The 25,568-nt window shown below is 68.8% G+C and carries 25 protein-coding genes; 15 read left to right on the top strand and 10 right to left on the bottom strand.

Features of this window, described 5'->3' with window-relative positions; genetic code table 11:
* Positions 1-52: 52 nt before the first annotated feature.
* Positions 53-1,156: a sensor histidine kinase gene (locus ORI60_RS41555; RefSeq protein WP_266043494.1), complete on the bottom strand. Its 1,104-nt coding sequence runs from the start codon at positions 1,154-1,156 to the stop codon at positions 53-55.
* A gap of 427 nt (positions 1,157-1,583) precedes the next feature.
* Here ORI60_RS41555 and ORI60_RS41550 point away from each other — a divergent pair, with 427 nt between their 5' ends.
* From ORI60_RS41550 to ilvN, 3 genes are read left to right on the top strand one after another with little or no spacing between them, the layout of a single operon-like run.
* Positions 1,584-2,399 carry an AfsR/SARP family transcriptional regulator gene (locus ORI60_RS41550; protein ID WP_030474542.1) on the top strand — a complete coding sequence of 272 codons (816 nt, stop codon included), beginning with the start codon at positions 1,584-1,586 and terminating at the stop codon, positions 2,397-2,399.
* A 19-nt stretch (positions 2,400-2,418) separates the two neighbouring features.
* Positions 2,419-4,125: an acetolactate synthase large subunit gene (locus tag ORI60_RS41545; RefSeq protein ID WP_266043493.1), complete on the top strand. Its 1,707-nt coding sequence runs from the start codon at positions 2,419-2,421 to the stop codon at positions 4,123-4,125.
* On the top strand, positions 4,125-4,391 hold the full coding sequence (gene ilvN, locus ORI60_RS41540) for an acetolactate synthase small subunit (protein ID WP_266043492.1): 267 nt from the start codon (positions 4,125-4,127) through the stop codon (positions 4,389-4,391). Before ORI60_RS41545 ends, ilvN begins: the two co-directional genes overlap by 1 nt.
* Positions 4,392-4,469: 78 nt before the next feature.
* Here the strand turns inward: ilvN and ORI60_RS41535 are convergent, their stop codons facing one another.
* Positions 4,470-4,952 (bottom strand): SRPBCC domain-containing protein, encoded by a 483-nt coding sequence (locus ORI60_RS41535; RefSeq protein ID WP_266043491.1) that lies wholly within the window; start codon positions 4,950-4,952, stop codon positions 4,470-4,472.
* 160 nt (positions 4,953-5,112) lie between these two features.
* On the opposite strand from ORI60_RS41535, the gene ORI60_RS41530 reads away from it, so the two are divergent.
* The 3 genes from ORI60_RS41530 to ORI60_RS41520 all read left to right on the top strand — a co-directional run bounded on the left by ORI60_RS41530 (position 5,113) and on the right by ORI60_RS41520 (position 8,635).
* Positions 5,113-5,538, top strand: a complete 426-nt coding sequence (locus ORI60_RS41530) for a nuclear transport factor 2 family protein (RefSeq protein WP_036013177.1) — start codon at positions 5,113-5,115, stop codon at positions 5,536-5,538.
* Positions 5,539-5,559: 21 nt separating this feature from the next.
* Complete coding sequence (locus ORI60_RS41525) at positions 5,560-6,639, top strand: acyl-CoA dehydrogenase family protein (protein WP_266043490.1); 1,080 nt, start codon at positions 5,560-5,562, stop codon at positions 6,637-6,639.
* A gap of 247 nt (positions 6,640-6,886) precedes the next feature.
* Positions 6,887-8,635 carry a DHA2 family efflux MFS transporter permease subunit gene (locus ORI60_RS41520; RefSeq protein ID WP_266043489.1) on the top strand — a complete coding sequence of 583 codons (1,749 nt, stop codon included), beginning with the start codon at positions 6,887-6,889 and terminating at the stop codon, positions 8,633-8,635.
* Positions 8,636-8,752: 117 nt separating this feature from the next.
* Here ORI60_RS41520 and ORI60_RS41515 read toward each other — a convergent pair whose 3' ends face one another.
* Positions 8,753-9,226 carry a hypothetical protein gene (locus ORI60_RS41515; RefSeq protein ID WP_090070900.1) on the bottom strand — a complete coding sequence of 158 codons (474 nt, stop codon included), beginning with the start codon at positions 9,224-9,226 and terminating at the stop codon, positions 8,753-8,755.
* Positions 9,227-9,366: 140 nt separating this feature from the next.
* On the opposite strand from ORI60_RS41515, the gene ORI60_RS41510 reads away from it, so the two are divergent.
* A complete protein-coding gene (locus ORI60_RS41510; RefSeq protein ID WP_266043488.1) occupies positions 9,367-10,845 on the top strand; it encodes an amino acid adenylation domain-containing protein in 1,479 nt (492 codons plus the stop codon).
* Positions 10,846-10,899: 54 nt separating this feature from the next.
* Here the strand turns inward: ORI60_RS41510 and ORI60_RS41505 are convergent, their stop codons facing one another.
* Entirely contained in the window at positions 10,900-11,940 is a 1,041-nt protein-coding gene (locus ORI60_RS41505; RefSeq protein WP_266043487.1) for a ketoacyl-ACP synthase III family protein, read from the bottom strand.
* Positions 11,941-11,949: 9 nt separating this feature from the next.
* Positions 11,950-12,174, bottom strand: a complete 225-nt coding sequence (locus ORI60_RS41500; protein WP_093600101.1) for an acyl carrier protein — start codon at positions 12,172-12,174, stop codon at positions 11,950-11,952.
* Between the two features lie 172 nt (positions 12,175-12,346).
* On the opposite strand from ORI60_RS41500, the gene ORI60_RS41495 reads away from it, so the two are divergent.
* The gene (locus ORI60_RS41495) at positions 12,347-12,799 is read left to right on the top strand and encodes a hypothetical protein (protein WP_266043486.1); all 453 of its coding nucleotides are present in this window, start codon (positions 12,347-12,349) and stop codon (positions 12,797-12,799) included.
* Positions 12,800-12,862: 63 nt separating this feature from the next.
* On the opposite strand, the gene ORI60_RS41490 is transcribed toward ORI60_RS41495, so the two are convergent.
* On the bottom strand, positions 12,863-13,699 hold the full coding sequence (locus tag ORI60_RS41490) for an NAD(P)H-binding protein (protein WP_266043485.1): 837 nt from the start codon (positions 13,697-13,699) through the stop codon (positions 12,863-12,865).
* A 142-nt stretch (positions 13,700-13,841) separates the two neighbouring features.
* On the opposite strand from ORI60_RS41490, the gene ORI60_RS41485 reads away from it, so the two are divergent.
* A complete protein-coding gene (locus ORI60_RS41485) occupies positions 13,842-15,050 on the top strand; it encodes a cytochrome P450 (protein WP_266043484.1) in 1,209 nt (402 codons plus the stop codon).
* A gap of 47 nt (positions 15,051-15,097) precedes the next feature.
* On the opposite strand, the gene ORI60_RS41480 is transcribed toward ORI60_RS41485, so the two are convergent.
* Positions 15,098-16,504, bottom strand: a complete 1,407-nt coding sequence (locus tag ORI60_RS41480) for an MFS transporter (RefSeq protein WP_266043483.1) — start codon at positions 16,502-16,504, stop codon at positions 15,098-15,100.
* The gene (locus ORI60_RS41475) at positions 16,501-17,625 is read right to left on the bottom strand and encodes an epoxide hydrolase family protein (RefSeq protein WP_266043482.1); all 1,125 of its coding nucleotides are present in this window, start codon (positions 17,623-17,625) and stop codon (positions 16,501-16,503) included. Before ORI60_RS41475 ends, ORI60_RS41480 begins: the two co-directional genes overlap by 4 nt.
* A gap of 120 nt (positions 17,626-17,745) precedes the next feature.
* On the opposite strand from ORI60_RS41475, the gene ORI60_RS41470 reads away from it, so the two are divergent.
* Both ORI60_RS41470 and ORI60_RS41465 read left to right on the top strand, forming a co-directional pair.
* The gene (locus ORI60_RS41470; RefSeq protein ID WP_266043481.1) at positions 17,746-18,960 is read left to right on the top strand and encodes a cytochrome P450; all 1,215 of its coding nucleotides are present in this window, start codon (positions 17,746-17,748) and stop codon (positions 18,958-18,960) included.
* 14 nt (positions 18,961-18,974) lie between these two features.
* Positions 18,975-19,988 (top strand): MDR family NADP-dependent oxidoreductase, encoded by a 1,014-nt coding sequence (locus tag ORI60_RS41465; RefSeq protein WP_266043480.1) that lies wholly within the window; start codon positions 18,975-18,977, stop codon positions 19,986-19,988.
* 48 nt (positions 19,989-20,036) lie between these two features.
* Here ORI60_RS41465 and ORI60_RS41460 read toward each other — a convergent pair whose 3' ends face one another.
* A complete protein-coding gene (locus ORI60_RS41460; protein ID WP_266043479.1) occupies positions 20,037-20,366 on the bottom strand; it encodes a hypothetical protein in 330 nt (109 codons plus the stop codon).
* Between the two features lie 99 nt (positions 20,367-20,465).
* Between ORI60_RS41460 and ORI60_RS41455 the strand changes: the two genes are divergently transcribed.
* Positions 20,466-21,224 (top strand): SDR family NAD(P)-dependent oxidoreductase, encoded by a 759-nt coding sequence (locus ORI60_RS41455; protein ID WP_266043478.1) that lies wholly within the window; start codon positions 20,466-20,468, stop codon positions 21,222-21,224.
* A 30-nt stretch (positions 21,225-21,254) separates the two neighbouring features.
* Positions 21,255-22,484, top strand: coding sequence for a cytochrome P450 (locus ORI60_RS41450; RefSeq protein ID WP_266043477.1), 1,230 nt, complete (start codon positions 21,255-21,257; stop codon positions 22,482-22,484).
* A 56-nt stretch (positions 22,485-22,540) separates the two neighbouring features.
* Here ORI60_RS41450 and ORI60_RS41445 read toward each other — a convergent pair whose 3' ends face one another.
* Positions 22,541-23,959 carry an alpha/beta fold hydrolase gene (locus ORI60_RS41445; protein ID WP_266043476.1) on the bottom strand — a complete coding sequence of 473 codons (1,419 nt, stop codon included), beginning with the start codon at positions 23,957-23,959 and terminating at the stop codon, positions 22,541-22,543.
* 351 nt (positions 23,960-24,310) lie between these two features.
* On the opposite strand from ORI60_RS41445, the gene ORI60_RS41440 reads away from it, so the two are divergent.
* Both ORI60_RS41440 and ORI60_RS41435 read left to right on the top strand, forming a co-directional pair.
* The gene (locus ORI60_RS41440; RefSeq protein ID WP_266043475.1) at positions 24,311-24,634 is read left to right on the top strand and encodes a 2Fe-2S iron-sulfur cluster-binding protein; all 324 of its coding nucleotides are present in this window, start codon (positions 24,311-24,313) and stop codon (positions 24,632-24,634) included.
* Between the two features lie 14 nt (positions 24,635-24,648).
* Complete coding sequence (locus ORI60_RS41435; protein ID WP_266043474.1) at positions 24,649-25,428, top strand: SDR family NAD(P)-dependent oxidoreductase; 780 nt, start codon at positions 24,649-24,651, stop codon at positions 25,426-25,428.
* The last annotated feature ends 140 nt before the right edge of the window (positions 25,429-25,568 follow it).

The following is a 25,568-nucleotide window of genomic DNA, read 5'->3' as shown; positions in this document are numbered from 1 at the left end:
GCGTTGCGTGAAGATCGTCTTCGGGGTGAACGGCGGCGGCGAGGCCTGGGAGCTAGGGCTTCGGGGCGGTGGCCGGAATGGCGGCGTGGACGTGGAACGAGCCGTCGCCGACGTGGCGGGCCGTGAACGTGCCGCCGGCCGCCTTGACGCGTTCGGCCTGGTTGCGGACGCCGTTGCAGTCGGCTGAGACCGGGCGGACGGCGGCGCCGTCGTTGATGACGTCGAGCAGGATCGTGGCGCCTCGCTGGTGCACGCCGATGGTGCAGGTGCTGGCGTCGCTGTGGCGCAGGACGTTCGTGACGGCCTCGCACAGGACGGCGGCCAGGACGGTCTCGACCGGCTCCGGGAGCGGGTCGTGGGCCAGTTCGACGCGGACGTCGATGTTCGACGCCGCCAGCATCGCCTTCGCCGAGTCCGAGGTGTCCGCCAGGGACAGCGGGCGGTAGGCGCGGGCGAGGGAGCGCACGTCGGCCAGGGCGTGGTGGGTGATGTCCAGGATGTCGGTGATGTGCTCCTGCATGAACTCCCAGCCGTGGTCCGGGCGGTCGGCGACGATCCGGTGGGCCAGTTCGCTCTTGAGCTTGATGGCGCTGAGGCTGTAGCCGAGCAGGTCGTGCAGGTCGCGGGCCACGCGGACGCGTTCGGCGGTCACGGCCGCGGTCGTGGTGATCGCGATGTCCGGGGCGGCGGCGGTCTCCGGGGCGGGTGGGGCGGTGGCCGGCCGCGGTTCTGGGGTGGCGGGCCAGTCGCGGTGGGTCGCGAAGCCCGTGGCCAGGCCCGCGAGCAGCAGGGCGGTGGCCGCGGTGGCCATCATCGCCTCGCCGTGGACGGCCTGGGCGAGGCCTGTGGACACCACGGTCAGCACGAAGACCGACCAGCCGAAAACCGGGCGCAGGACCAGCAGTGCGTTGCCGGCGACCAGGCCCGCCACGCCCGTCCAGGAATGGCCGAAGAGGACGTAGGGCAGTACCAGCAGTGCCGCCTGGGCTGCCAGTGCGAGGTGGCGGCGCAGTGCGCTCAGATGCCGGAAATACGACACTTGCAGCAGGACAAGTACCGCTAAATCAATGACCGACACCGCCAATTCGGTGACGTCGCCGGTGAGGAGTAGCGCGCGGGTCAGGTCGGTCAGGCACACCGCGGCGAAGACCGCCACGATGATCGCGCGGTATCTCGGTATCGCAGGCGAAGCATTCACGTGCCCCCCAAGAGCAACTGCTCCAGAGCAAAGTCTGAGAGTCAACGCCGGTCAATGACCTCGCACGGCGCGCGCCCAGGCCGAATACTAGACATGCGAAGGCAGTTCGGGACGGCAACTGAATCGGTTCAGAATGCAAAGTCGCATTGACTCGCGGCTCAATGTCACGCCAATGGACGAGTATTTCTGAGTTGCCGTCACGGCTTGTGTTCGAACGATTACGAGGCGGGACGGTTTGGGTTCGTCCGAGTATATGAATATCTCACGCCGGGCGCAGTAGTTCGCCATCCGAGAGTCATGCCCGCATACGTGGCGTCCGATAGCCCCGCTCAGGTGAACTTGGTGGCACGACCAAGTCGACCGCCGCTGAGCAGGGGAGGCTCCAATGGAGATCAAGGTTCTCGGACCGCTGGAGGCACGGGAGAACGGCGTCTCGATCGCGCCGAGCGCGGTGAAGCCCAGGCAGGTGCTCTCGCTGCTCGGACTGCAGGCAGGACACGTCGTCACGGTTCCGACGTTGATCGAAGAGCTTTGGGGAATGACACCGCCACGCAGCGCACTCACGACTTTGCAGACGTACGTGCTGCAGGTCCGCCGGCGCATCGAGGCGGCCATGCCGGGTGAGGGTCCCGGTGTCGCGAAGAACGTCCTGGTGACCCGGTACGGCGGCTACATGCTGGACGTTCCGCCGGAGAGCGTCGACGTCCGCAGCTACGAGCGGCTTGCGAGTGCCGGTCAGCGCGCGTTCGAGATCGGCGACCTGGAGTCCGCCAGCAGGTTGCTGCGCAGCGCCGCCGAGGTGTGGCGCGGACCGGTGCTCGTGGACGTGCAGATCGGCGTCCGGCTCGGCATGGAGGTCACCCGGTTGCAGGAAAGCCGCCTCGGCGTGCTGGAGACCCGCATCGAGGCCGACCTGCAGCTGGGCAAGCACCAGTCGCTGCTGTCCGAGCTGTCGGTGCTCACCGCGCAGCACCCGATGCACGAGAACCTCTGCGCGCAGTACATGCTCGCGCTCTACCGGGCGGGACGGCAGTGGAAGTCGCTGGAGGCCTACCAGTCGCTGCGCGACACGCTGATCGAGGAGCTGGGGCTTGAGCCGTCCGAAAGGCTGCGTCAGTTGCAGCGGGCGATCCTGAGCTCCGAGCCGTCGCTCGACAAGCCGTTGTCGCCTCGCCAGCTGGAGCGCCAGCTCGCGGGCTGAGATCCGTTCGGGAGCAACCGTGGATACCACCGGTGCAGGTGCGTTGATCAAGGCGCTCGAGGACGTCGGCTGCGAAGTGATCTTCGGGATGCCGGGAGGGGCGATCCTGCCCGCGTACGACCCGCTGTTCGACTCGAAGATCCGGCACGTGCTGGTGCGCCACGAACAGGGCGCCGGGCACGCCGCCCAGGGATACGCGCAGGCGACCGGACGAGTGGGCGTCTGCATGGCGACATCGGGGCCGGGGGCGACCAACCTGGTGACGCCGCTCGCAGACGCCTACATGGACTCGGTGCCGATCGTGGCGATCACCGGCCAGGTCGCCAGGTCGATGATCGGGACGGACGCCTTCCAGGAGGCGGACATCCGCAGCATCACGCTGCCGATCACCAAGCACAGCTTCCAGGTGCACGACCCGGCCGACATTCCGCGGGTGATCGCCGAGGCGTTCACGCTCGCGTCATCGGGGCGGCCGGGCCCGGTGTTGGTGGACCTGCCCAAGGACGTGCTGGCCACCGCCACGACCTACACACCGCCGAAGATCACGACGCCGTCGCGCCCCGTGCTCTCGCCGGTGCAGATCCGCAACGCCGCCCAGCTCATCGGCTCGTCGAAGCGGCCGGTGTTCTACGTCGGCGGCGGCGTGATCCGCAGCGGCGCCGCGCAGGAGCTGCGCAAGCTCGCGGAGAAGACCGGGATCCCGGTCGTCACCACGCTCATGGCCCGCGGCGCCTTCCCCGACTCCCACCCGCTGCACCTGGGGATGCCCGGCATGCACGGCACGGTTCCCGCCGTCGCCGCACTGCAGCGGGCCGACCTGCTGATCGCGCTCGGGACCCGGTTCGACGACCGGGTCACCGGTCTGCTGCCGGAGTTCGCCCCGCACGCCGCGGTGATCCACGCCGACATCGACCCCGCCGAGATCTCCAAGAACCGCAAGGCGGACGTCGGCATCGTCGGCGACTGCCGCGACGTGATGGCCGCGCTCTCAGCGGTGATCACGCGGAAGACCGATCTCACGGACTGGTGGAACTACCTCGGCGGCCTGCTCACGACCTACCCGCTCGGCTACGACTGGCCGGCGGACGGCATGCTCGCGCCGCAGTACGTGATCGAACGCATCAGCAAGCTCGCCGGTCCCGAGGCCATCTACACCGCCGGCGTCGGGCAGCACCAGATGTGGGCGGCGCAGTACGTGAAGTACGAACGCCCCGGCTCGTTCATCAACTCCGGCGGCGCGGGCACGATGGGCTTCGCGGTGCCGGCGGCGATGGGCGCGCAGGCGGGCGCACCGGACCGCACGGTGTGGGCCATCGACGGCGACGGCTGCTTCCAGATGACCAACCAGGAGCTCGCGACCTGCGCCGCCGAGGGCATCCCGATCAAGGTCGCGATCATCAACAACGGCAACCTCGGCATGGTGCGCCAGTGGCAGACCCTGTTCTACGAGGGCCGGTACTCCAACACCCGGCTCGGCACGCACCAGCGCCACCCCGACTTCGTGAAGCTGGCCGACGCGCTCGGCTGCGTCGGGCTGCGGTGCGAGAGCCAGTCCGAAGTGGACGGAGTGGTCCTGGAGGCGATGGCGGTCCACGACCGGCCCGTCGTCGTCGACTTCGTGGTGGGGCAGGACGCCCAGGTCTGGCCGATGGTCGCCGCGGGCACGGGCAACGACGAGATCATGGCCGCACGGGGCATCCGGCCCCTGTTCGACGAGGTGGAGTGATGACCAGACATTCGCTTTCCCTGCTGCTGCGCAACGAACCCGGCGCGCTGGCGCGCATCGTCGTGCTGTTCTCCAGCCGGGGAGTCGAGGTCGAGTCGCTGAGCCTCGCGCCGGCCGAACGGGGTGACCTCTCCCGCCTCGACGTCGTCGTCGGCCTGCAGCAGGGGCGCACCGTCGTCCAGCTGATCAAGCAGCTCGGCCGCGTCGTGGACGTCAAGAACGTCGTAGACGGCACGCACGACGAGGCGCTCGAACTCGGCGCTTAGGAGTGCGAAGAGGAATCGGCCGCCCCGGAGGCTTGGGGCGGCCGATTCTCGTTGTGCCTGAGGAACTTCCGGGGTTGCTCAGGCAGCCTTCGGGATGTGCTTGTCGACGACGCGTGCGTACGTCTCCAGCGTCTCGCCGGGCGAGGGACCGTCCAGCGCCTTGTGGATGCCCTCGGCGATGTCGCCGTGGCGGTGCAGGTCGGCGTGGGTCAGCGTGACCTTCGTCGTCGTCGGGCCCACGACCTCGAAGTCCACCTTGATGAACGAGGCCTTCTCGTCGTCGAAGATCGGCTGCCAGTACGGGCCGACCCGCCACGTCATCACGAGGCGCTTCGGCGGGTCCCACTCGGTGATGGTGCCCCAGGCGATCTCCTCGCCGTCCGCACCGCGCTCGAAGTAGCGCCCGCCGACGAACGGTTCGATCGTGATGGCCTGCCGGTCCTTGACGAACACGTGCGACTCCGGCCACCACTCGATCGGCTTCGTCGCGAAGATCGCGAACGCCTGCTCGATCGTCGCCTCGACCGTCACCGACTTGGCGACATCGGGAGTTGAGGCCATGTGGCCCTCCTCGCGAATAGGGGGTTGATGTTGCCTCAGACCGTGCCCGGCTCGTCTCGACGCCACCTGGAACCGGGGTCGAACCAGGACGGCTCGACCGGATGTCCAGCGGCCGCACCCATATTCGCGGGTAGCGAAACCGGCAGACCGAGGAGTTGTCGTGTCCCCAGTCAATGTTGCGGTCCACATCGAGGTCCAGACGTTCTACGCCCAGCAGATGCGGCTGCTCGACGCGCTGGACGTGGAGGGCTACGCCCAGACGTTCACCGAGGACGGGGTCACCGACCACGCCCACCGGAGCGAGAAGGTCGAGGGCCGGGCGGCCCTGATCGCCGGCGCCAGCGCGGCGCTGCCCCGTTACAAGGGCGTCGCCGTGCGGCACTGGAACGACCACTACCTGATCGAAGAGGTCGACGAGAACACCCTGAACGTCAGCTACGCGTCGCTCGTCACCCGCACGACCGCCGAGGGAGTGGTCAGCTTCGAGCCGACCTTCTCCATCGAGGACGTGCTCGTGCGCATCGACGGGAAGCTCTACACCAAGTCCCGCACGATCCACCGCGACCTGCCCGTTCAGGCTGCGTGAAGTTCATCAGGAGGTGACGGGGTGACTGCTCAGAACACCGGGCTGGCCGCGGCCGCGGAGAAGGTGAAGCTGATCGCCGCGGAGCACGCGGCCGAGGCCGACGCCACCCGCAGGCTGGCTCCCGAGGTCGTGGAGGCACTGCGCGAAGCCGGGTTCGCGCGGCACTTCGTCGCAGCCGGTCGAGGTGGTTCGGAAGGGACGTTCGCGGAGCTGACCGAGGCCGTCCTCACCGTGGGCCAGGGCTGCTCGGCCGCGGCTTGGTGCGCGTCGCTGTCGGCGTTCTCGTCGAGGTTCGCGGGACTGCTGCCCGAACAGGGCCACGACGAGATCTGGGCGTCCGGCCCCGACACGTTCGTCGTGACCGGCCAGCCGCCCATGGGCAAGGGCACGGCGGTGGACGGAGGGCACCGGCTCAGCGGCCGGTGGGTCTACGTCAGCGGCGTGGACTTCGCCGACTGGGCGCTGCTGTGCGGCATGGTCGGCGAGGAAGGCCGCTTCTTCGCTCTGCCGCGCAAGGACTTCACCGTCCTCGAAACCTGGGACAGCGTCGGGATGAAGGCCACCAGCAGCCATTCCGTCGTGGTGGACGACGTCTTCGTGCCGTCCCACCTCTCGTTCGGCCGGGCGGATCTCATCACCGGCACCAGCTGGTCACCGGTGCCGAGCCACAACGTCCCGTTCCAGGCGGTCGGCGGCCTCACGTTCGCCGCTCCGGCCGTCGGTGCGGCGATGGGGGCACTTGACGCGTGCGTCGCGGTGCTGTCGGGGAAGAAGCAGTCCGTGACGTCCGCGGTCGACCTGGTTCGCGCGTCGGGCCAGGTCGAGTCGGCGAGGCTGCTCGTGGAGCAGAACGCCAAGGTGCTCGACGACCGCGAGTTCACCCCGGCCGCGATGGCGCGCAACGAGCGCAACGTCGCCTACGCGGCCGAGGTCCTGGTCGACGCGGTCGGCGGTCTGGTGCGGGCCGCCGGCACCAGTGGACTCGCGGAAGGCGGTGCGCTGCAACGGTTCTGGCGTGACGTGGTGAGCTGCTCCAGCCACGTCGCGCTGCGGTACGAGACCGCGTCCGTGCGCACCTATCCGGCGTCGCTGTACGGCTGACCCGGAACCGAGAAGGCCCTGGTGCCCACCTCCCCGGCACCAGGGCCTTCGGCATGCGCCCGAAACGCTCCGCCGCGACCTGACCGGGACTCAAGCGGAGGGGACCACCCTGGGGGTCATCGACCGGCAGTCGTTTTCAAGGCAGGAGGTGGGACCTCGTTCAACTCGAACGGCATTTCGCCACAACGAGTAGTCCTGAGCCATCGCCTGTCGTGCGCAGCGAAATCAAGTCCTCTGAGGAGAAATCGTGACCTCCACCAACACCAACCACGACCTGGAGTCGCCGTCGGCGACTGCCGGCGCGCAGGCGGCTCCGGTCGTTGACGCGCCGGCGGCCGACCCGCGTCGCTGGATCGCGTTCATCATCATGACCGTCGCGACGTTCATGGACATGCTGGACGGCAGCATCGTCAACGTCGCACTGCCCGCGATCCAGCACGGCATGGGCGCGAGTTTCGTGCAGCTGCAGTGGATCACCGCCGGTTACGTGTTCGCGTTCGCGCTCACGCTGATCACCGGTGGCCGACTGGGCGACATCTACGGGCGTCGCAAGATGTTCCAGCTCGGCGTGCTCGGCTTCGTGATCACGTCGTTCCTGTGCGGCATCGCCACCAACCCGGAGATGCTCGTGGTCTCCCGCCTCGCGCAGGGTCTCGCGGCCGGCCTGATGGTCCCGCAGGTCATGTCGATCATCCACGTCACCTTCCCCGACAAGGAGAAGGGCGCGGTCTTCGCCATCCAGGGCACCATCGGTGGTCTCGCCGCCACGATCGCACCGCTCGTCGGCGGCGTGCTCGTCGCCGCGAACGTCTTCGACTGGGGCTGGCGGACGATCTTCCTGGTCAACGTCCCGATCGGCATCATCGGCTACGCCCTCGGCTGGAAGTACATCAACGAGTCGAAGGCGCCGAGCCGCATCAGGCTCGACCTGATCGGTGTCGTCATCGCGACCGTGAGCCTCACGGCTCTGCTGTTCCCGCTGACCTTCGGCCGTGAGATGGACTGGCCGGCGTGGGGCTTCGTGCTGATGGCCGCCTCCGTCGTGGGCTTCGTCGGCTTCGTCGCCTACGAGCGCGCCAAGCAGCGCAAGGACGGCATGCCGCTCGTGCCGCTGAGCCTGTTCAAGTCCCGCAGCTTCTCCGCGGCCCTCGCGCTGATGCTGGGCATGTTCAGCTTCACCGGCATGTTCATGCTGGCGCTCTACCTGTTCCTGCAGGAGGGTCTGGGCTTCTCGCCGCTGCGGACCGGTGTCACGCTGCTGGCGTTCTGCATCGGTGCCTTCATCACCGCGTCGGCCTCGGTCATCGCGCTGGTGCCGAAGTTCGGCCGCGCCGTCCTGCAGGTCGGTGCCGTCGTGATCGCCATCGGTGTCGCGGTGATGCTGCTGACGATCAGCCCCGACGTCACCAGCTGGGGCCTGGTGCCCGGACTGCTGCTGATCGGTCTCGGCTTCGGCATGACCGCCACCCCGATCGCGCTGTTCGCACTGCAGGAGGTGCCGCACGAGGACGCGGGTGCGGCATCCGGCCTGATCAACACCAAGCAGCAGCTCGGCTTCGCGGTCGGCATCTCGATCGTGACCCTGGCGTTCTTCGCTCCGCTGGCCTCCAACGGCGCGACCAACGCGGAGTCGCTGGCCCCGCAGTTCCGCCAGGAACTGGTGGCCGCCGGTGTCGCCGACGCCAAGGCCACCGAGCTCACGGGCGCCTTCCAGTCCTGTGCCGCCACCACGCTCGGCGGTCACCCGGACGCGGCGGCGTGCGCGGCGGTCCAGAACGACGCGCAGGCCAAGGCGATCGCCGACAAGTACACGCACCAGGCCGCGGGACAGTCCTTCACGGACGCCTTCCGCACCACGCTGTACGTCGGCTTCGGCTTCGCCGCCCTGGCACTGCTGCTCGCCTCCTTCCTGCCTCGCTGGCTGAAGCAGGAGGAGTGGGGCGCGCCGGCCGAGGAAGCCTCCGAGGAGGGTTCCGAGGAGACCGCCAAGGCGTAGTTCCTCCCAGCTGGAAACCCCGAGGCCCCAGGCGATCCGCCTGGGGCCTCGGTGCGTGTTCCCGGTACGTCAGAAGGCCCCTCGCGGACTGCGAGGGGCCTTCTGGCAGGAAGGGCTTCAGATGCGGAACGCGGCGCCCTCGATGTCGACGGGGCCCTGCCACGGGGTGCCGTCGTTCATGTCGATGTAGGTGTGCGCCTTGGTGCTGAACTTCTTCTTGTTGGTGCTGATCTTGCCGAGGTGGCTCGCGTTGATCGAGCCGACCGGGTTGCCGTTCGCGTCGCGGTGGGCGTGGTGCGTGATCCAGAAGCTGAACTGGCCGTCCTTGGCCATCGTCCAGATCCCCCGGCCCTCGAGGTGGTCGGGGTACCCCGGCTTGGTTTCGCAGTGCAGCTGGTAGTCGGCGGTGAAGTCGCAGAACAGCGGTGTGAGCAGCGGGGGTTCCTCGATGTGGATGGTGACGGTGAGGTCCCAGCGGCCGACGAGTGCCGTGTCGTAGTTGGGTTTCGCGGTGGCACCAGCGGCGGCGACGACGGGGGCGGCCAGCACGCAGGCGGCCACGGCGGCGATTGCCTTCTTGCGGACGTTCATGGGATGCGCCTCCGGTGAGGTGGGCAGCGGACGCGCTGAGTGTTGTTCGGGCAGCTCAAGCACCCCTGTAGCGCCAGTTGTGACCCGAGCTGACTTCGAGGCCGGTTGCGGAGGATGGGCGAAATGAGAGGAGCTGGCGCATGTCTGCAACGGTGACCGACGCGTTCCGCTGCCGGGCGGCCAGAACGCCCGACGCGGTGGCGCTGTCCGCGGAACAGGGTTCCCTGAGCTATGCCGAGCTGGACAGGTGGTCGGACGCCCTGGCCGGTGAGCTCGTCGAGTCCGGCGTGCGGCCCGGCGACCGGGTGGCGGTCTGCCTGGAACGGTCGCCGCAGCTCGTCGTGGCGCTGCTGGGAGTGCTCAAGGCCGGAGCGGCGTACGTGCCGATCGACCCGGAGGACCCCGAGTCGCGGGTCTCCATGATGCTCGCGGACGCCGACGTGTCGCTCGTGATCGGTCAGTTCTTCGCCGGCTTCACGACGATCCGGGTGCCGCCGTCCGCCGGTCGGTCCACTGTGGAGCTCCCGGCCGTCGCGCCGGAGGACCTCGCCTACCTCATGTACACGTCGGGGTCGACGGGGAGGCCGAAGTCGGTGATGGTCGAGCACCGCAACATCACCAACCTCGTCACCGGCCCGAACTACGTCGACATCACTCCTGAGGACCGGATCCTGCAGCTCGCGCCGGTCGCGTTCGACGCCGCCACATTTGAGATCTGGGGCGCGCTGCTCAACGGCGCCCGCGTCGTGCTCGCCCCGCCCGGCGTCGTGCAGGCGGAGGAGCTCGGCGACCTGCTGCGGTCCTACGAGATCAGCGTCCTGTGGCTGACCGCGGCGCTGTTCCACCGGCAGATCGACGTCGACGTGGCCGCGTTCAAGGGTCTGCACACCGTGATGACCGGCGGGGACGTCGTGTCCGTCGCGCACGTGCGGCAGCTGCGCGAGGCCGTGCCGGAGCTGCAGATCGTCAACGGCTACGGGCCCACCGAGACCACGACGTTCGCCACCTGCCACCGCATCGGCGCGGAGGAGGACCTGGGTGGCGCCGTGCCGATCGGCACGCCACTGCAGAACGTCGAGGTCGTGGTCGTCGACGCGGAGGGGAAACCCGCGCCGGCGGGCACGGCGGGGGAGCTGTGGATCGGTGGCGCGCAGGTGGCCCGCGGCTACTGGAAGCGGGCGGACCTCACCGACGAGAAGTTCGTGCGCGCCAGTTGGAACGGCGAGCGCTACTACCGCACCGGCGACCAGGGGCGGGCACGCGCCGACGGCGTGGTCGAGTTCCTCGGCCGGATCGACGACCAGTTCAAGCTGCGCGGGTTCCGCATCGAACCGGGCGAGGTCGAGAACGCGCTGACCGAGCACCCGCAGGTCCGCACCGCGGCGGTCAGCCTCCGGGCGCACCCCAGCGGCGACCGCAGGCTGATCGCGTGGGTCGTGAAGTCCGGTGGGGAACTGGACAAGCGGGCGCTGAAGGCCCACATGCGCGCGACCATGCCGGAGCACATGGTGCCGGCCGGGTTCGTCGTCGTGGACGAGCTGCCGATCACTAGCAACGGCAAGACAGACCGCAAGGCGCTGCCGGAACCGGACTGGAACTCGAAGTCCCTCTACATCTGAACACGGCGAAAGGGGCGGGCTCGCAGGGAGAGCCCGCCCCTTTCGCCGTGTTCTCTAGACCCAGGAGGGAACTTCGAGGATCTCGATCACGGCCGCCGTCCACACGTACCCGGCGCCGGAGGACTGCAGGACGATCAGGTCACCGGGCCGCGGGTCGCGTTCGGCCAGCACGTGGTCGAGGCCCAGGGCGATGTCCGCGGTGCCGACCATGCTGTACTGCTTGGCCCAGTCGTACGTGGTGGAGCTGCGGTCGACGCCCAGGAGGCCGCAGATGCCGTGCGTGACGATGGTCTCCGCGAGCTGCTGGTGCAGGAAGAAGCGCGCGTCGGCGAGTTCGATCTCCGCCTCGTAAAGCGCCATCTTGAGCGAGTGTCGCACGCCGCCGCCGATGCGCGCGATCATGTCGTCGAGGTCGACGTCGGCGTTCTGGAGGAAGTCCTCGACGCCGCTGTTGAGCTGCAGGGTCTGACCGTCCGCGAACGGCCCAGTGGTCCACTCCTGGTAGCCGCGCGACATCTGCTCGAGCGTCGAGTCGGCGTGCGAGTGGATCGAGCGGATGCGGGCGAAGCCGGAACGGTTCGACAGGACGAACGCCCCCGCGCCGTCGCCGTTGACGTTCTGCTCCTCGGAGGCCCACCGGTCGAAGTAGGGCAGGTGGAACGCGTCGCCCGCGGTCACCAGCGCCGCCGGCAGGTCCCGGTGCGAAGAGAGGTAGGAGGCGGCCAGGTCCACCGCGGCCATGAAGCCGTTGCAGCCCTGCTTCACCTCGAAGGCCGGTCCGGTGCCGCCGACCGTGTTGGCCTGCACGTAGCTCGCCGGCGTCCACAGGTCCAGTCCCTGGTGCGAGAGGGAGGCGTGCACGGTCAGGCCGAAGTCGAGCGGGCTCAGGCCGGAGCGCTCCACCGCTTCCAGACCGGCTCGCGCGGCCATGACGGGCCCGGTCTCACCGGGAGCGGCGACCCGCAGCTCCCGGTAGCCGTTCATGGCCTTCTTCTCTTCTGTGTACCGGCCGGCCGCGATGGCGTCGTCCACCGTCTCGACCTGCTCGGGCAGATATGTGCCCACACCGGCGATGTACAGGTCATTCCATCGCATCTCGAACTCCTAGGCTGCCTGGTCCAGCTGCTTGGCGACGGCGCGCGCCGTCGGGTCCTCGTAGAAGCTGCGCAACGGGACGCGGACGCCGTACCGCTCGTGGACCTGCTTCACCAGCTTCGATGCGAGCAGTGAGTGCCCTCCCAGATCGAAGAAGTGGTCCTCCGGTTCGATCCCCGGTACCCCGAGCACCTCCCCGAACAGCTCGCAGAGCTCTGTCTCCCGTTCGGCCACGGCGTCCTCCCTGTCAGCTCATGAGTAACGAAAACTTTGCGTTACCCGAGTCGAGATGAGCTTGTGCCGCAGCGGAAAACCGCGTGTTCGAGCCGTTCTGGAGTTTGGGCCGAGGGGGATCGTCCACGGTTGCGCGCGTCCGTCGCACGCAACCGGATCAGGAGCCACACAGATGCAGACGTTCACTCCGAAACGTTCGGCCTTCCTCGCACGCACGGGAGCGATCGCGGCAGTCGTCCTGCTCGCCCTGTCGGGCACGGTGACCGCCGCACACGCGACCTGCACGCCGGTCGGCACGTGGACCGGGTACGTGACCCGCACAGACGGGGACCACCCGACCAAGCTGCAGTTCAAGGCCAACGGCAAGGTGTTCGTCACCAACGAGCAGAACACGACCACGCAGGGGACCTGGTGGTCCACCGGCGCGAACACGTTCCACTACAAGTTCCGCGGGGAGAAGGTCTACGACGAGAACGGCGCCTACTTCGCCTACGTCGACTTCGACCAGGACGCCGTCCAAAGTGGACCGGACAACTTCACCAGCTCCGGCCCGTCCACGTTCTTCCTCGCGGACGGCACGAACCTGGGCACCTCGAACATCACGTTCACGATGGTGCGCGGGTAACTCGCGCGCCGACGGAGCCGGGACGGGTCCGCCGCCCTCGTCCCGGCTCCGCGTCCGTGCTCGTCACGCCAGGAACGAGGCGTGCTCTTCCACCCACTGGCGGAACGTGCGGGCCGGCTTGCCGGTGATCCGCTCGGCCGTGGCGCTGGTGTCCGCGACGACACCGACCGCGGCCTCCCACTGGTTGAGCAGCGAGGTCAGCACCGGCGGCGGCACGAAGTCGCTCATCTGCGCCTCGCCCTCCTCGCGGGTCAGCCCGTTGATCACGAGCTTGCGCCCGAGCACCTCACCGACGATCTCCAGCTCCTGGCGGAACGTCAGCGACTCGGGACCGGTGAGGTCGACGATCTCGTCCTGCAGCTTCTTCTCCGTCAACGCGACCACGGCCACGTCGGCGATGTCGTCCTCGTGCACAGGGGCCACCTGCGCTTCGGGGAAGACCTGGTCGATCGTGTCGCCCTGCTGCAGCGAGTAGCTCCAGCCGAACGCGTTGCTCATGAAAGCACCGGGCCGCAGGATCGTGTAGTTCAGCCCGGAGCCGACCACCGCTTCCTCGACGAGCACGTGGTGGTGTGCCAGCGGGTCCTGGTCGGCGCCCGGCAGGCCCACGGTGTTCGACGACAGCAGCACGATCTGCTCGACGCCGGCCTTCTCGGCCTCGTCGAGGAACTTCACGATGCCGTCCGGCTCGGCGTAGAGCAGCACCTTGGACACGCCGGCGAGGGCCGCGACGAACGTCTCCGGGTCGTTGAGGTCGAGCGCGACGGTCTCCACGCCTTCTGGGACGTCGAGTTCCGCGGGATTTCGGCCGGACGCGCGGAGGCTGTGACCCGCCGCGTAAAGCCGCTGAAGCACGCGGCGGCCGACGTTGCCGCGCGCTCCCGTGACGAGGATGGTCATGTGAATCTCCCGTACTGGGTGGTTCGCCTGGATGGCCGATCACGCTCAGCGTTCACCCGGTCACTCGAACGGCACTAGATCGGGCTTCAGGTCAAGGCTCCTAACCTGCGGAAACAATCCCCAGAGCCGCGAGGAGCGCACGGTGGTTTCCTTTCCCGTTCCCGGATCCAGCTACCGCGGTCCGGCGCCGGAGTTCGCCGGGTTCCGCGCGTCGAGCCCTGTCGTGCGCCTGCCCGCGAACGGCGGCGGTCACTGCTGGATCGCCACGACGCAGGACTCGGTCCGCGTCGTGCTCGACGACGTCCGGTTCTCCCGCGCGGCGTCCTACGACCCGTCGGCGCCGACCTTCCCCGGACTGTTCCAGGCACCGCCCGGAATGATCATCTCGCTCGACCCGCCCGCGCACACCCGGCTGCGTGATCTCGTCTCGCAGGCGTTCTCGGCCGACCGCATCGAGTCCATGCGACCGAGAATCCAGCAGCTCGTGACAGAGTTGCTCGACCAAGCGGACTCCGAAGCCCTCGAGGGGCCTGTCGACCTCCTCGGCGGGTTCACGTTCCCCCTGGCCATCATCGCGATCAGCGACCTGTTGGGTGTGCCCGCCGGCGACCGCGACACGTTCGCACGGCTGATCCGCGAGTTCGCCGCCGTCGACGCGCCGGAACTGGCGGCCGCCGCGGGCGAGCAGCTCGGCGAGTTCATGGCCGGGCTGGTGTTCGGGAAGATGGCCGCGCCCGGCGACGACGTGCTGTCGGCGCTGACCGAGGCCCGGATCGGTGACGACAAGCTGGAGGTCGGCGAACTCATCGGCCTCGGATACACGTTGCTGGGCGCCGGCGGCGACTCCACGGCCTGCCACCTGGCCAGCTCGGTCCTGACGCTCCTCGGGCACCACCGCGACGTCTGGGTGCGGCTGGGGGAGCGGCCCGACGAGGTGCCGGCGGCGGTCGAGGAACTGCTGCGCTGGATCACGTTGTCCACCAACGACACGACCGGCCTGCCGCGGATCGCGACGGAGGACGTGACGCTGTTCGGGGTCACGATTCCCCGGGGCGACGCGGTGTTCGTGTCGACCACCTCGGCGAACCGGGACGAGACGCTGTTCACCGACCCCGACGCGCTCGACTTCGCGCGGACCGACAACGCGCACCTCGCGTTCGGGTACGGCATCCACCGGTGCCTCGGTGCCCCGCTCGCGCGCATGGAGCTGACCACGGCGTTCGAGGAGCTGACCCGACGCTTCCCGGCCGCGCGGCTCGCCGTCGCCGAGGAGGCGCTGGAGTGGCAGAAGGCCGACATGAACCACCGGCTCGTCGCGTTGCCGGTCGACCTGCACGGCAAGGGTTTCTGAAACGCGGAAGGCCCCCGGGATCAACCGGGGGCCTTCTGCTGTGCGGCCTACTTCTTGCGGGGCACGGCGATCGCGGCCAGCGCGCCGCAGAAGGTAAACACGGCGGCACCGAACAACGCGAGCCCGAAGCCTGAGCCGAGCGAGTGCCGCAGCGGTTCGCCCTCTGCCAGCAGGGAGTCTGCCCGCGCCGACGACATCGTGGCGAGGACGACCAGGCCGATCGCGCTGCCCATCTGGCGGATCGTGTTGAGCAGACCGGACGCGAGACCCGCCTGCTCGCGAGGCACACCGGACGTGGCGGCGTTCGTGGTCGCGTTGAGAACGGCGCCCATTCCCAGGCCAAGCAACGTGGTCGGGACGAGGATCGAGCCGAGGAACGTCGACGTCTCGTCCGCTGTGGACACCCAGAGCAGGCCTACGGTCGCCGTGAGCAGACCGGCTATGAGCACCGGCCGCGGGCCGATCTTCGGCACGATCCGCGCCACGCCGAAGCCGCCCAGCGCGATGCCGATCGACAACGGCAAGTAGCCGAGACCGGTCTGCAGCGCGCTGAAACCCATCACCTGCTGCAGCACCAGTGTGAGGAAGTAGAAGGTGCTGAACAGGGCGGCGATCGCGAAGAACGCCACGATGTTCGTCGCGGTCACCGCGCGGTTGCGGAAGATGCCGAGCGGCATCAGCGGGTGGGCGGACACCGTCTGCTGGCGCAGGAAGAACGCGAACAGGACCAGCGCCAGCGTCAGCGAACCGGCCACCTGCCAGGAACCCCAGCCGAGCTCGTGCGACTGCGCGATGCCGTAGACCAGCGCCATCAGGCCGATCGTCACGGTGAACGCACCGGGGACGTCGAGTGCCCTGCGGCCGCCGTTGCTCGGCGTCTCCGGCACGGCACCGCGGATCATGGCCACCAGCGCGATGCCGAGCGGCACGTTGATCAGCAGCACCCAGCGCCAGCCGAGCGACTCGGTGACGATGCCGCCGAGCAGCACACCGACCGCGCCGCCCGTGCCGGACACCGCGCTCCACCAGCCGAAAGCCTTCGCGCGGGCGGTGGGATCGCGGAACGTGGTGCCGAGGACCGTGAGCGACGCCGGTGCCATCACGGCCGCGCCCAGGCCCTGGAAGCCGCGGGCCGCGATCAGGGTGCCGGGCGAGGTCGCCATGCCGCCGACCGCGCTGGCGACCGTGAACAGGGCGGCGCCGAGGAAGAACACCCTGCGCTGCCCGAACAGGTCGGCGAGCCGTCCGCCCAGCAGCAGGAAGCCGCACACCGCGATCGTGTACGCGCTGTTGACCCACTGCAGGTCGTGGCGTTCGAACCGCAGGTCCTCGAAGATCGACGGCAGGGCGACGTTCATGACCGACGCGTCCAGCACGTTCATGAACTGCGCCAGGCAGCAGACGGCCAGCACCAGGCCGAGTTTGGTGCCCGGCTTGTCGAGAGTGGCCGTCATGAGCGCACCAGGCGGAAGAACGTCCGCAGCTCCTCGACGAGCACGACGGGGTTCTCCAGCGCGGGGAAGTGGCCGCCGGACGGCATCTCCCGCCAGTAGCGCAGGTCGGTGAACCGGTGCTCCGCCCACGCCTTCGGCATCCGGGCGTCGGCGGGGAACACCGAGAACCCGGTCGGCACGTCGACTCGAGTCAGCGGGGACTTGTTGTAGCTCTCCCAGTACAACCGGCCCGACGACGCGGCCGTGGCGGTGAACCAGCACACCGAGACCATGTCGAGGATCCGGTCGCGCGAGATGATCTTCTCCGCGTCACCGTCGTGGTCGCTCCACGACCAGTACTTCTCGCCGGCCCAGCCCAGCTGGCCGACGGGGGAGTCGGTGAGGCCGTAGGCGAGCGACTGCGGCTTGGTGTTCATCACCGCCGCGTAGGCGGACTCCTTGGCGGCGAACTCCTTGAGAGCGCCGAGGCCCTTGTAGTCCTCTTGTGTCAGCTGGACTTCGGCCTCGGGTGCGGAGGCGAACGGCATCACGAGGTGGATCGCCTCGACGTGGTCCGGCGCGATGTGGCCGAGGATGCCCGTGATGAACGAGCCCCAGTCGTTGCCGTGCGCGTAGAACTTGTCGTAGCCGACGCGGCCCATCAGCGTGACGAACGACGCGGCGATGCGTTCCAGCGTCCAGCCGGTTCCGGTCGGCTTGTCGCTGAAACCGTAGCCGGGCAACGAGGGCGCGACGACGTGGAAGGCGTCGGCCGGGTCCGGCGGGTTGGTCAGCGGCTCGATGACGTCGAGGAACTCCGCGACCGAACCCGGCCAGCCGTGCGTGAGCAGCAACGGTTTCGCGTCGGCGTGCGGCGACCTCGCGTGCAGGAAGTGGATTCCCACACCGTCGATCTCGGTCTTGAACTGGGGGATGGCGTTCAGCCGCGCCTCGGTGGCGCGCCAGTCGTAGACGCCTCCCCAGTACTCGGCCAGTTCCTTGGCATAGGCCAGCGGCATGCCCTGCGACCAGTCGTCCACGGTCTCCGCGTCCGGCCACCTGGTCGCTGCCAGCCGACGGGTGAGGTCCGCCAGTTCGGAGTCGGGAACCTCGACCCGGAACGGCACGAGTGCAGTGTCCATGGCGCGAAGGTAGGTACGGGGGCTCAAATCCCGGTCGACATCCAGGTTTCGAGCCGCCTTCGAGGTGGGAGTAGCAAGGTTCGGCGCGAGGCCAGGCCGAAGCAATCCCGGAGGTGTCCCGTGCTGCCCCTTGAACTGGACGAGGAGTTCCCGTTCAGCGGTTCCTCCTACCGCGGCCCGGACCCCAAGTACGACAGGCTGCGCGCCGAGTGCCCGGTGGCCAAGGTGCCCACCAACTCCGGCACGCCGACCTGGGTGATCACCAAGTACTCCGACGTCCGCGCCGGGCTCGCCGACTCCAGGCTGAGCCGCGCGTTGACGTGCGTCGAGGGTGCTCCCCAGGTCGGCGGCGCCATGACCACCACGCCCGAGATGATCATCTCGCTGGACGGCTCCGAGCACTCGCGGCTGCGCAAGCTGGTGATGGGCGCGTTCACCGTCCGCAAGGTCGAGGCCATGCGCGCGGGTGTGCAGAAGGTGGCCGACGAGCTGCTCGACGCCGTCGAGCTCAAGGGCGCGCCGGTCAACCTCGTCGAGGCGCTGTGCGTTCCGCTGCCACTGACGATCATCGGTGACCTGCTCGGTGTGCCGACCGAGGACCTGAAGATCTTCGAGACGGACGCGCGGGCGTTCGCGACGTTCGACGAGAACGACCCCGAGGCGCCGATGCGGGCGTTCGGCAGGCTCGCCGGGTATGTCATGGGACTGATCGCGCAGAAGCGCGAGAAGCCCGGCCAGGACATGCTGTCCGACCTGATCTCCGCGCGGGACGACGACGACAAGCTGAGCGAGCAGGAGCTGGTGACGTTCGCGTTCACCCTCATCGGCGCCGGCTTCGACACCGCCGCGAACCAGATCTCCAACTCCGTGCTGGCGTTGCTGCACGACCACCCGGACACGTGGCGGCGGCTCGTCGCCGACCCGTCGCTGATCCCCGCGGCCGTCGAGGAGCTCCTGCGGCACGTCAACCTCTTCGCCACCGACACCACGGGTTTCCACCGCATCGCGGCGGAGGACCTGGAGCTCGGCGGGCAGAAGATCGCGAAGGGCGACGCGGTGTTCTTCGTGCTGTCGTCCGCGAACCGCGACGAGGACGTCTTCGAGAACCCGCGGCAGCTCGACATCGACCGCGCCTCGAACCCGCACATCGCGTTCGGGCACGGCGTGCACTACTGCCTCGGCAAGCAGCTGGGGCGCATGGAGATGGCGATCGCCATCGAAGGTCTGACCCGCCGTTTCCCGGACCTCCGGCTCGCGGTGCCCTACGAGGACCTGCAGTGGCACCAGGGCGAAATCAACCACTCACTCGTCAGCCTCCCCGTCACCTGGGGATAGTCAGAAGGAGAGCCATGAGCATCCCCGAGAAGCAGTGGGAGGTCAGGCTCGCCAAGCACGTCGAGAACGACCTGACCCTCGAGCACTTCGACGTCGTCGAGGTCGCCGTCCCCGAGCCCGGCGACGGTGAGGTGTTGGTGCGCGTCGACTACGTGTCGGTGGCCGCCGCCTTCAAGGAGTTCATGAGGTCCGACTGCCAGATCCCCGGTGTGCCGCCGTGGAAGGTCGGCGAGCCGGCCGGTGCCGGCGGTGTGGGCACCGTGGTCAAGTCGAACAGCCCCGACCTGGAGGTCGGGGACCTGGTGCAGTCGTTCGGGCCGTGGCAGGAGTACTGGTCCGGGCCGGCGCAGCAGTTCATCAAGCAGAACCCGCACTACGTGCCCTCGCCGGTCTACTTCCTGTCGCAGGGACCGACGGCCTACTACGGCATGGCGACCCTCGCGCAGGCCGGCGAGGGTGACGTCGTGTTCGTCACCGGTGCCGCCGGGGGCGTCGGGTCGCTCGCCGGGCAGATCGCGAAGGCCCGCGGTGCCAGGGTGATCGGCTCGGCCGGCAGCCAGGAGAAGGTCGACTGGCTGGTGAACGAGCTCGGGTTCGACGCCGCGTTCAACTACAAGGACGGCCCCGTGGCCGACCGGCTGCGCGAGCTCGCCCCCGACGGCATCAGCGTGTTCTTCGACAACGTGGGCGGCGAGCAGTTCGAGGCCGCGATCCAGGCGGCCCGCCCGCACGCCCGCTTCGCGTTGTGCGGCGCGCTCGCCAACCAGAACGACGGCACGGCCGAGCACCCGCGGCTCGACCTGATGACGGCGATCACGAAGCACCTGGAGATCCGCCCGTTCGCCTGTTACCACCTGCCGGAGCAGATCCAGGACTGGGTCGTCCACTTCGGACAGTGGTTGCAGGAGGGAAAGTTCGTCTTCCCGCACACGATCGTCGACGAGGGCGGGGTCAAGACCGCGCCGCAGGCGCTGCTGTCGCTGTTGGCGGGCAAGTACACCGGCAACGTGACGGTCAAGATCTCCTGACGCGCGTGTTGTAGAAGGGGGCGCCTGCCTGGCGCCCCCTTCGAGGTGCTAGCCCAGCCTTTGTGCCGTGATCCGGATCGCGGCCTCGCGTGCCGTGGTGCCGTTCGCCAGGCGCACCACCGCGTTGCCGTTGCTGACGAACTCGTCGCCGCGCAGCACGGCGTCCTGGGCGATCTCGATCGTGCCCGGTGCTTCGGTCAGTTCCTCGTTGATCCGGTAGCTGAACGTGTCGGGACCCGTCTGGGTCCACGTGCCGGATCCTGTTCCGCCCACGACCAGCATCGCCGTGCCGTCGCGCGCGAACTCGAACTCGCTCTCCGTGTGGCCACCGGGTCTGCCGACCCGTGCGCGCCACCTGCCCACCGCAAGAATTCCCATGCTCCCCAGGGTTTCCGTCCCAGCTAGACCTGGACTCAAGGAACACCCAGCAGGGTTGTTCCTGACTGCCCTACCGAGTGGAAAGAAGCTGGAGGCGTCATGTCGGACGCACCATTTGCCGGACAGCAGGTCGTCGTGACGGGTGGGGGAACCGGCATCGGCCGCGCGGCGGCGCTGGCGTTCGCCGACCTCGGCGCCGCGAACGTGATCATCACAGGTCGTCGCGAGAGCCGGCTGACCGAGGTCGTCGCCCTGCACCCCGCGATCACCGCCGTCGTCGCCGACGTGACGACGGACGAAGGCGCGCAGAAGGTCGCCGACGCCGTGAAACTGGGCGGCGGCAAGGTGGACGTGCTGGTGCACAACGCCGGCATCTTCCGCTTCACGCCCGTCGCCGGGTTCGACCTCGCCACGGCGCGCGACGTGCTGGAGACCAACCTGGTCGGCCCGCTGGTGCTGACCGCCAAGCTGTTGCCGCAGCTGACTTCGCCCGGCGGCAGCATCGTGTTCGTCTCCAGCAACGCCGGGCACATCGCCGTGCCGGGCGGTGGCGTGTACGGCGCCAGCAAGGCGGCCGTGGACAGCCTCGTGCGCAGCTGGGCCCTCGAACTGGCACCGCAGGGCATCCGCGTCAACGCCGTCGCGCCCGCCGCGGTGCGCACGGAGGTCTACGCGGCCAACGGTTTGAGCCCCGAGGAGGTCGAGGGCTACTTCGGCTTCCAGGCCTCGCAGACGCCTCTGGGGCGCACCGGCGAGGTCGACGACGTCGTTCCGTGGATCACCCGCTTCGCCGAGCCCGCGAGCTCGTGGGTCACCGGCCAAGTCATCACGCTCGATGGCGGCGCTGATCTGGCGTGAGCCAACCTTTCGACTAGGAGGAAGACCCAGATGACCAGCACCGCCGAGCCGGGTGTGGACACGTTCCCGTACAAGCGCACGTGCCCGTTCACGCCGCCCGCGCAGTACACGCAGATGGCCGAGGAGGACGTCGTCGAGGTGACGCTGACCGGCTCCGGTCTGCGGATCTGGACGATCAGCGGCTACCACACGATCAAGCAGCTCCTCACGGACCCGCGGATCAGCGCGTCGCGCAAGCACGACAACTTCCCGTTCTACTTCATCGCGCCGCCGGAGTTCCGCACCGAGACGTCGTTCATCGGCTACGACAACCCGGAGCACACCAAGACCCGGCGCAAGGCGGCCGTGACGTTCACCAACCGCCAGGTGAAGCGTCTGCGCCCGCGCATCCAGGAGATCGTCGACGAGTACATCGACAAGATCCTCACGATGACGCCGCCGATCGACTTCCACCGCGAGTTCTCGCTCGCCGTGCCGATGACGGTCATCTGCGAGCTGCTCGGCATTCCGCAGGACGAGCACGACTTCTTCATCGAGCACGGCACGTGTCTCCTGGGCGGACACTCCACACCGGAGCAGCGCCAGGCCGCGATCGTCGAGGTGAACGCCTACGTCGACAAGCTGATCACGTTGAAGGAGAAGGAGCCCGGCGAGGACCTCCTGTCGCGCGCGATGGCCGAGTACGCGGCCTCCGGCGAGGAGTACACGCGCCGCGACCTGTTCAACATGATCCGCCTGCTGATGAACGGCGGCCACGAGACCACGGCCTCGATGCTGTCGCTCGGCACCGCCGCGCTGCTGGAGAACCCCGACCAGCTCAAGCTGCTGCTGGACGACCCCGAGGGCATGATCGAGCCCGCCGTCGAGGAGCTCGTGCGCCTCGCGACGATCGGTGACACCGCCATCCCGCGCGTCGCGCTGGAGGACATCGAGATCGGCGGCAAGACCATCAAGGCCGGCGACGGCATCCTGTGCCTGGGCCTCAACGGCAACCGCGACCCGGAGATCTTCCCGGAGCCGGAGAAGCTGATCCTGGAACGCGGTACCCGCAAGCACCTCGGGTTCGGGCACGGCCTGCACCACTGCATCGGTGCCGACCTCGCGCGCCTGGAGATGCAGCTCGTGTGGTCGACGCTGTTCCAGCGCATCCCGTCGCTGCGGCTCGCGAAGCCGTTCCTGGAGATCCCGCGCAAGGAGGGCGCCGTGATCTACGGCCTCGGGGAGCTGCCGGTCACCTGGGACATCCCCGCAGAGGACTGAGCTTCACGCAACGGGGGCCCCGCACTTCGGTGCGGGGCCCCCTTTGCGTTGTGCTTTCAGTCCTTCGGGATGTTCGGGCGCTGCACGTGCCCGGGGATCCTGGTGTGCTTGTTCGTCGGCAGCACGCCGTCGACGAGGTAGTCGTCGACCAGGGCGTCGAGCACCTCGTTGCCCGCCAGCGCGTACACCTCGTGGTCGCCGGAGTCCTCGATGACGACCAGCGGGTGGTCGAGCAGCGCGGCCAGCTCGACGCCGCCCTCGACGCGGTCCATCGGGTCGCCGTCCGCCTGCACCACGAGACCCTTGGGGTACCCCGGCTGCGCCAGCTTCGTCGGCGGCTCCAGGCTCTCGAACGTCCGGAACGCGCCGACCCACGGCTGGGCCCGCAGCACGCCGTAGCCGTACGGGTGCTGGGCGCGGTGCCTGCGGACGTCGTCGTAGTAGACCTCCAGGTCCTGCGGCCAGTAGGTCTCCAGCGTGATGGCCTCCAGCACGCCGACCCGCAGGTCGCCCTCGGAGTCCTGCGGCCGCCACGTGGCCTGCCCGACGATCAGCGCCCGCGCCTTCTCGTAGTTGGCGTCCTGCAACGTGGTGCGCAGGTCGCCGATGAGGTAGCCCAGCGAGTCCCACTGCGCCCGGTCCGTCGACCGGGTGCCGACCGCGCCGTCGAACAGCGTGCGGAGCTGGATCTGGTCACCCTCCTCGAGCTTCTCGACGACCGCCTCGATCTCGGCGATGACCTGCTCGGAGCTGGTGCCGAGGTGGAAGTGCCCGTCGCGCTCCGCGGTCCACTCCGCCCACAGCGCGACGTTGCGGTAGACCGCCTCCGCCTGCGTGACGAACTGCTCGCGCCACGTCCACTGTGGATTGATGCACGAGTCGAGGACCGTGCGGTCCAGGTTCTCCGGGAACATCGTGCCGTAGACGGCGCCGACGTACGTGCCGTACGCGTACCCGACGAACGAGATCTTCTCCTCGCCCAGCACGACCCGGATCAGGTCCATGTCCCGCGCGGTGTTGCGCGTCGTGATGTGCGGGCGCAGCTCGCCGCCGCCCTTCTGGCAGCCGAGCTCGCGCAGCCGCATGTCCTCGGCCAGCTGCTCGAACAGCGAGTCCGGCGGCCGAGAGTCGAAGGGCGCCTTGGGAATCGTCACCTCGCTGTACAGCTTGGTGGACTCGCCGTACCCGCGCGGGTCGAACCCGATGAGGTCGTAGGCGGTCCGCACCCGCTTGCCGAGACGCTTGATCAGCCCGAGGCCGTCGCCGCCGTCGCCACCGGGCCCGCCGTTGACGGCGAGCAGCACGCCGCGCCGGCGCGCCGGGTCCGTCGCCCTGAGGCGGGCGAGGGCGATGGTGAGCTTCGGACCGTCCGGGTCGGAATAGTCGCGTGGCACGACGACCGTCGCGCGTTCAAGGCCGTCCTCGAACGGCGGTGACCAGTTCACCTGCTGGTCGTAGAACTCCTTGAGGGGCACGGTGGAACCTCCGCGTGTGGGTGTACGCCGACACCGCAGAGTCGCAAGGCGGGCTCGAACGCCCCTGGAACACGGGGCTCAGCGCATGGTCAGCTGTCGGTGGGTTCGCGATGACGTCCGGGTACCGGGTGCGGCGCCTGCCCCGATCGTGCCTGCCTTGGCCGCGCCTTCCTCTTGCGGCGGCGAAGATGACCATGCCGAGACAGGCCCTTGCGGCGCCGGTACGGAAGCACGAACCAACCGCGGTCACGGCAGGCGCGGAAACGCTCAAGGTGGTCTCCACCACGTGCAAAGCGCCGCCGTTCAAGGTGAACCACGTCCGGCGAGCCGCAGATCCGTGGGAGAACTGCCATGCCAAAGATCACTTACGTAGCGCACGACGGGGTTGAGACCGTTGTCGACGTTGCCCAGGACGACACCGTGATGCGCGGCGCGGTTCTCAACGGCATCAAGGGAATCGTCGCCCAGTGCGGCGGCGGTGCCTCGTGCGGCACCTGCCACGTGTACATCGATCCCGAGAACACCAAGCCGCTGTCGCAGATGCACCAGGTCGAGGACGAGCTCCTGTACTTCACGGCCTGTGAGCGCAAGGAGAACAGCCGGCTGAGCTGCCAGATCCCCGTGACCGAGGAGCAGGACGGGCTCGTCGTGCACATGCCTGAGAAGCAACTCTGAGGGAGAGAAGAAGCATGAGCCAGCGACGGGTCGCCCTGGTCACGGGCGCCACCAGTGGAATCGGTCTCGAGGTCGCGCGCAGCCTCGGCAAGGAGGGGCACGCGGTCTTCGTCGTGGCCCGCAACGCCGAGAACGTCCAGACCACGGTGAAGCAGCTCCGTGAAGAGGGCATCGAGGCGGACGGCGCGGCGTCCGACGTGACGTCCACAGAGGACATCCGCACCGCGGTCCAGAAGGCCGTCGACGTGTTCGGGCCCATCGAGATCCTCGTGAACAACGCCGGCCGCGGTGGCGGTGGCATCACCGCCGAACTGGACGAGGACCTCTGGCTGGACGTCATCGACACCAACCTCAACGGCGTCTTCCGCTTCACCAAAGAGGTGCTGTCCACCGGCAAGATGGTCGAGCAGACCTGGGGCCGGATCATCAACATCGCCTCCACCGGCGGCAAGCAGGGCGTGGTGTTCGCCGCGCCCTACTCGGCGTCCAAGCACGGTGTCGTCGGCTTCACCAAGGCCGTCGGCATCGAGCTCGCGAAGTCCGGCATCACCGTCAACGCGGTGTGCCCCGGCTACGTCGAGACGCCGATGGCCGGCCGGGTGCGCCAGGGGTACGCGAACCACTGGGGTGTCACCGAGGAAGAGGTCCTCGAGAAGTTCAACGCCAAGATCCCGCTGGGTCGGTACAGCACGCCGGAAGAGGTCGCCGGTCTCGTGACGTACCTGACGACGGACACCGCGTCCTCGATCACCGCACAGGCGCTCAACGTCTGCGGCGGGCTGGGCAACTACTGACATGCGCGGCGAGTCGGTAGTCGTCGTCGGGGCCGGGCAGGCGGGCTGCCAGGTCGCGGGGGGGGGGGGGGGGGCCGGCCCCCCCCCCCCCCCCCCCCCCCCCGCGGGGGGGGGGGGGGGGGGCGGGCCCCCGCCCCCCC

Origin of the sequence: Lentzea sp. NEAU-D7 (genome assembly GCF_026242055.1) — a bacterium.
In the GTDB taxonomy this organism is placed as follows: domain Bacteria; phylum Actinomycetota; class Actinomycetes; order Mycobacteriales; family Pseudonocardiaceae; genus Lentzea.
Note: the sequence above shows the minus strand (reverse complement) of the source record. Positions and strands in the feature narration are given on the sequence as shown.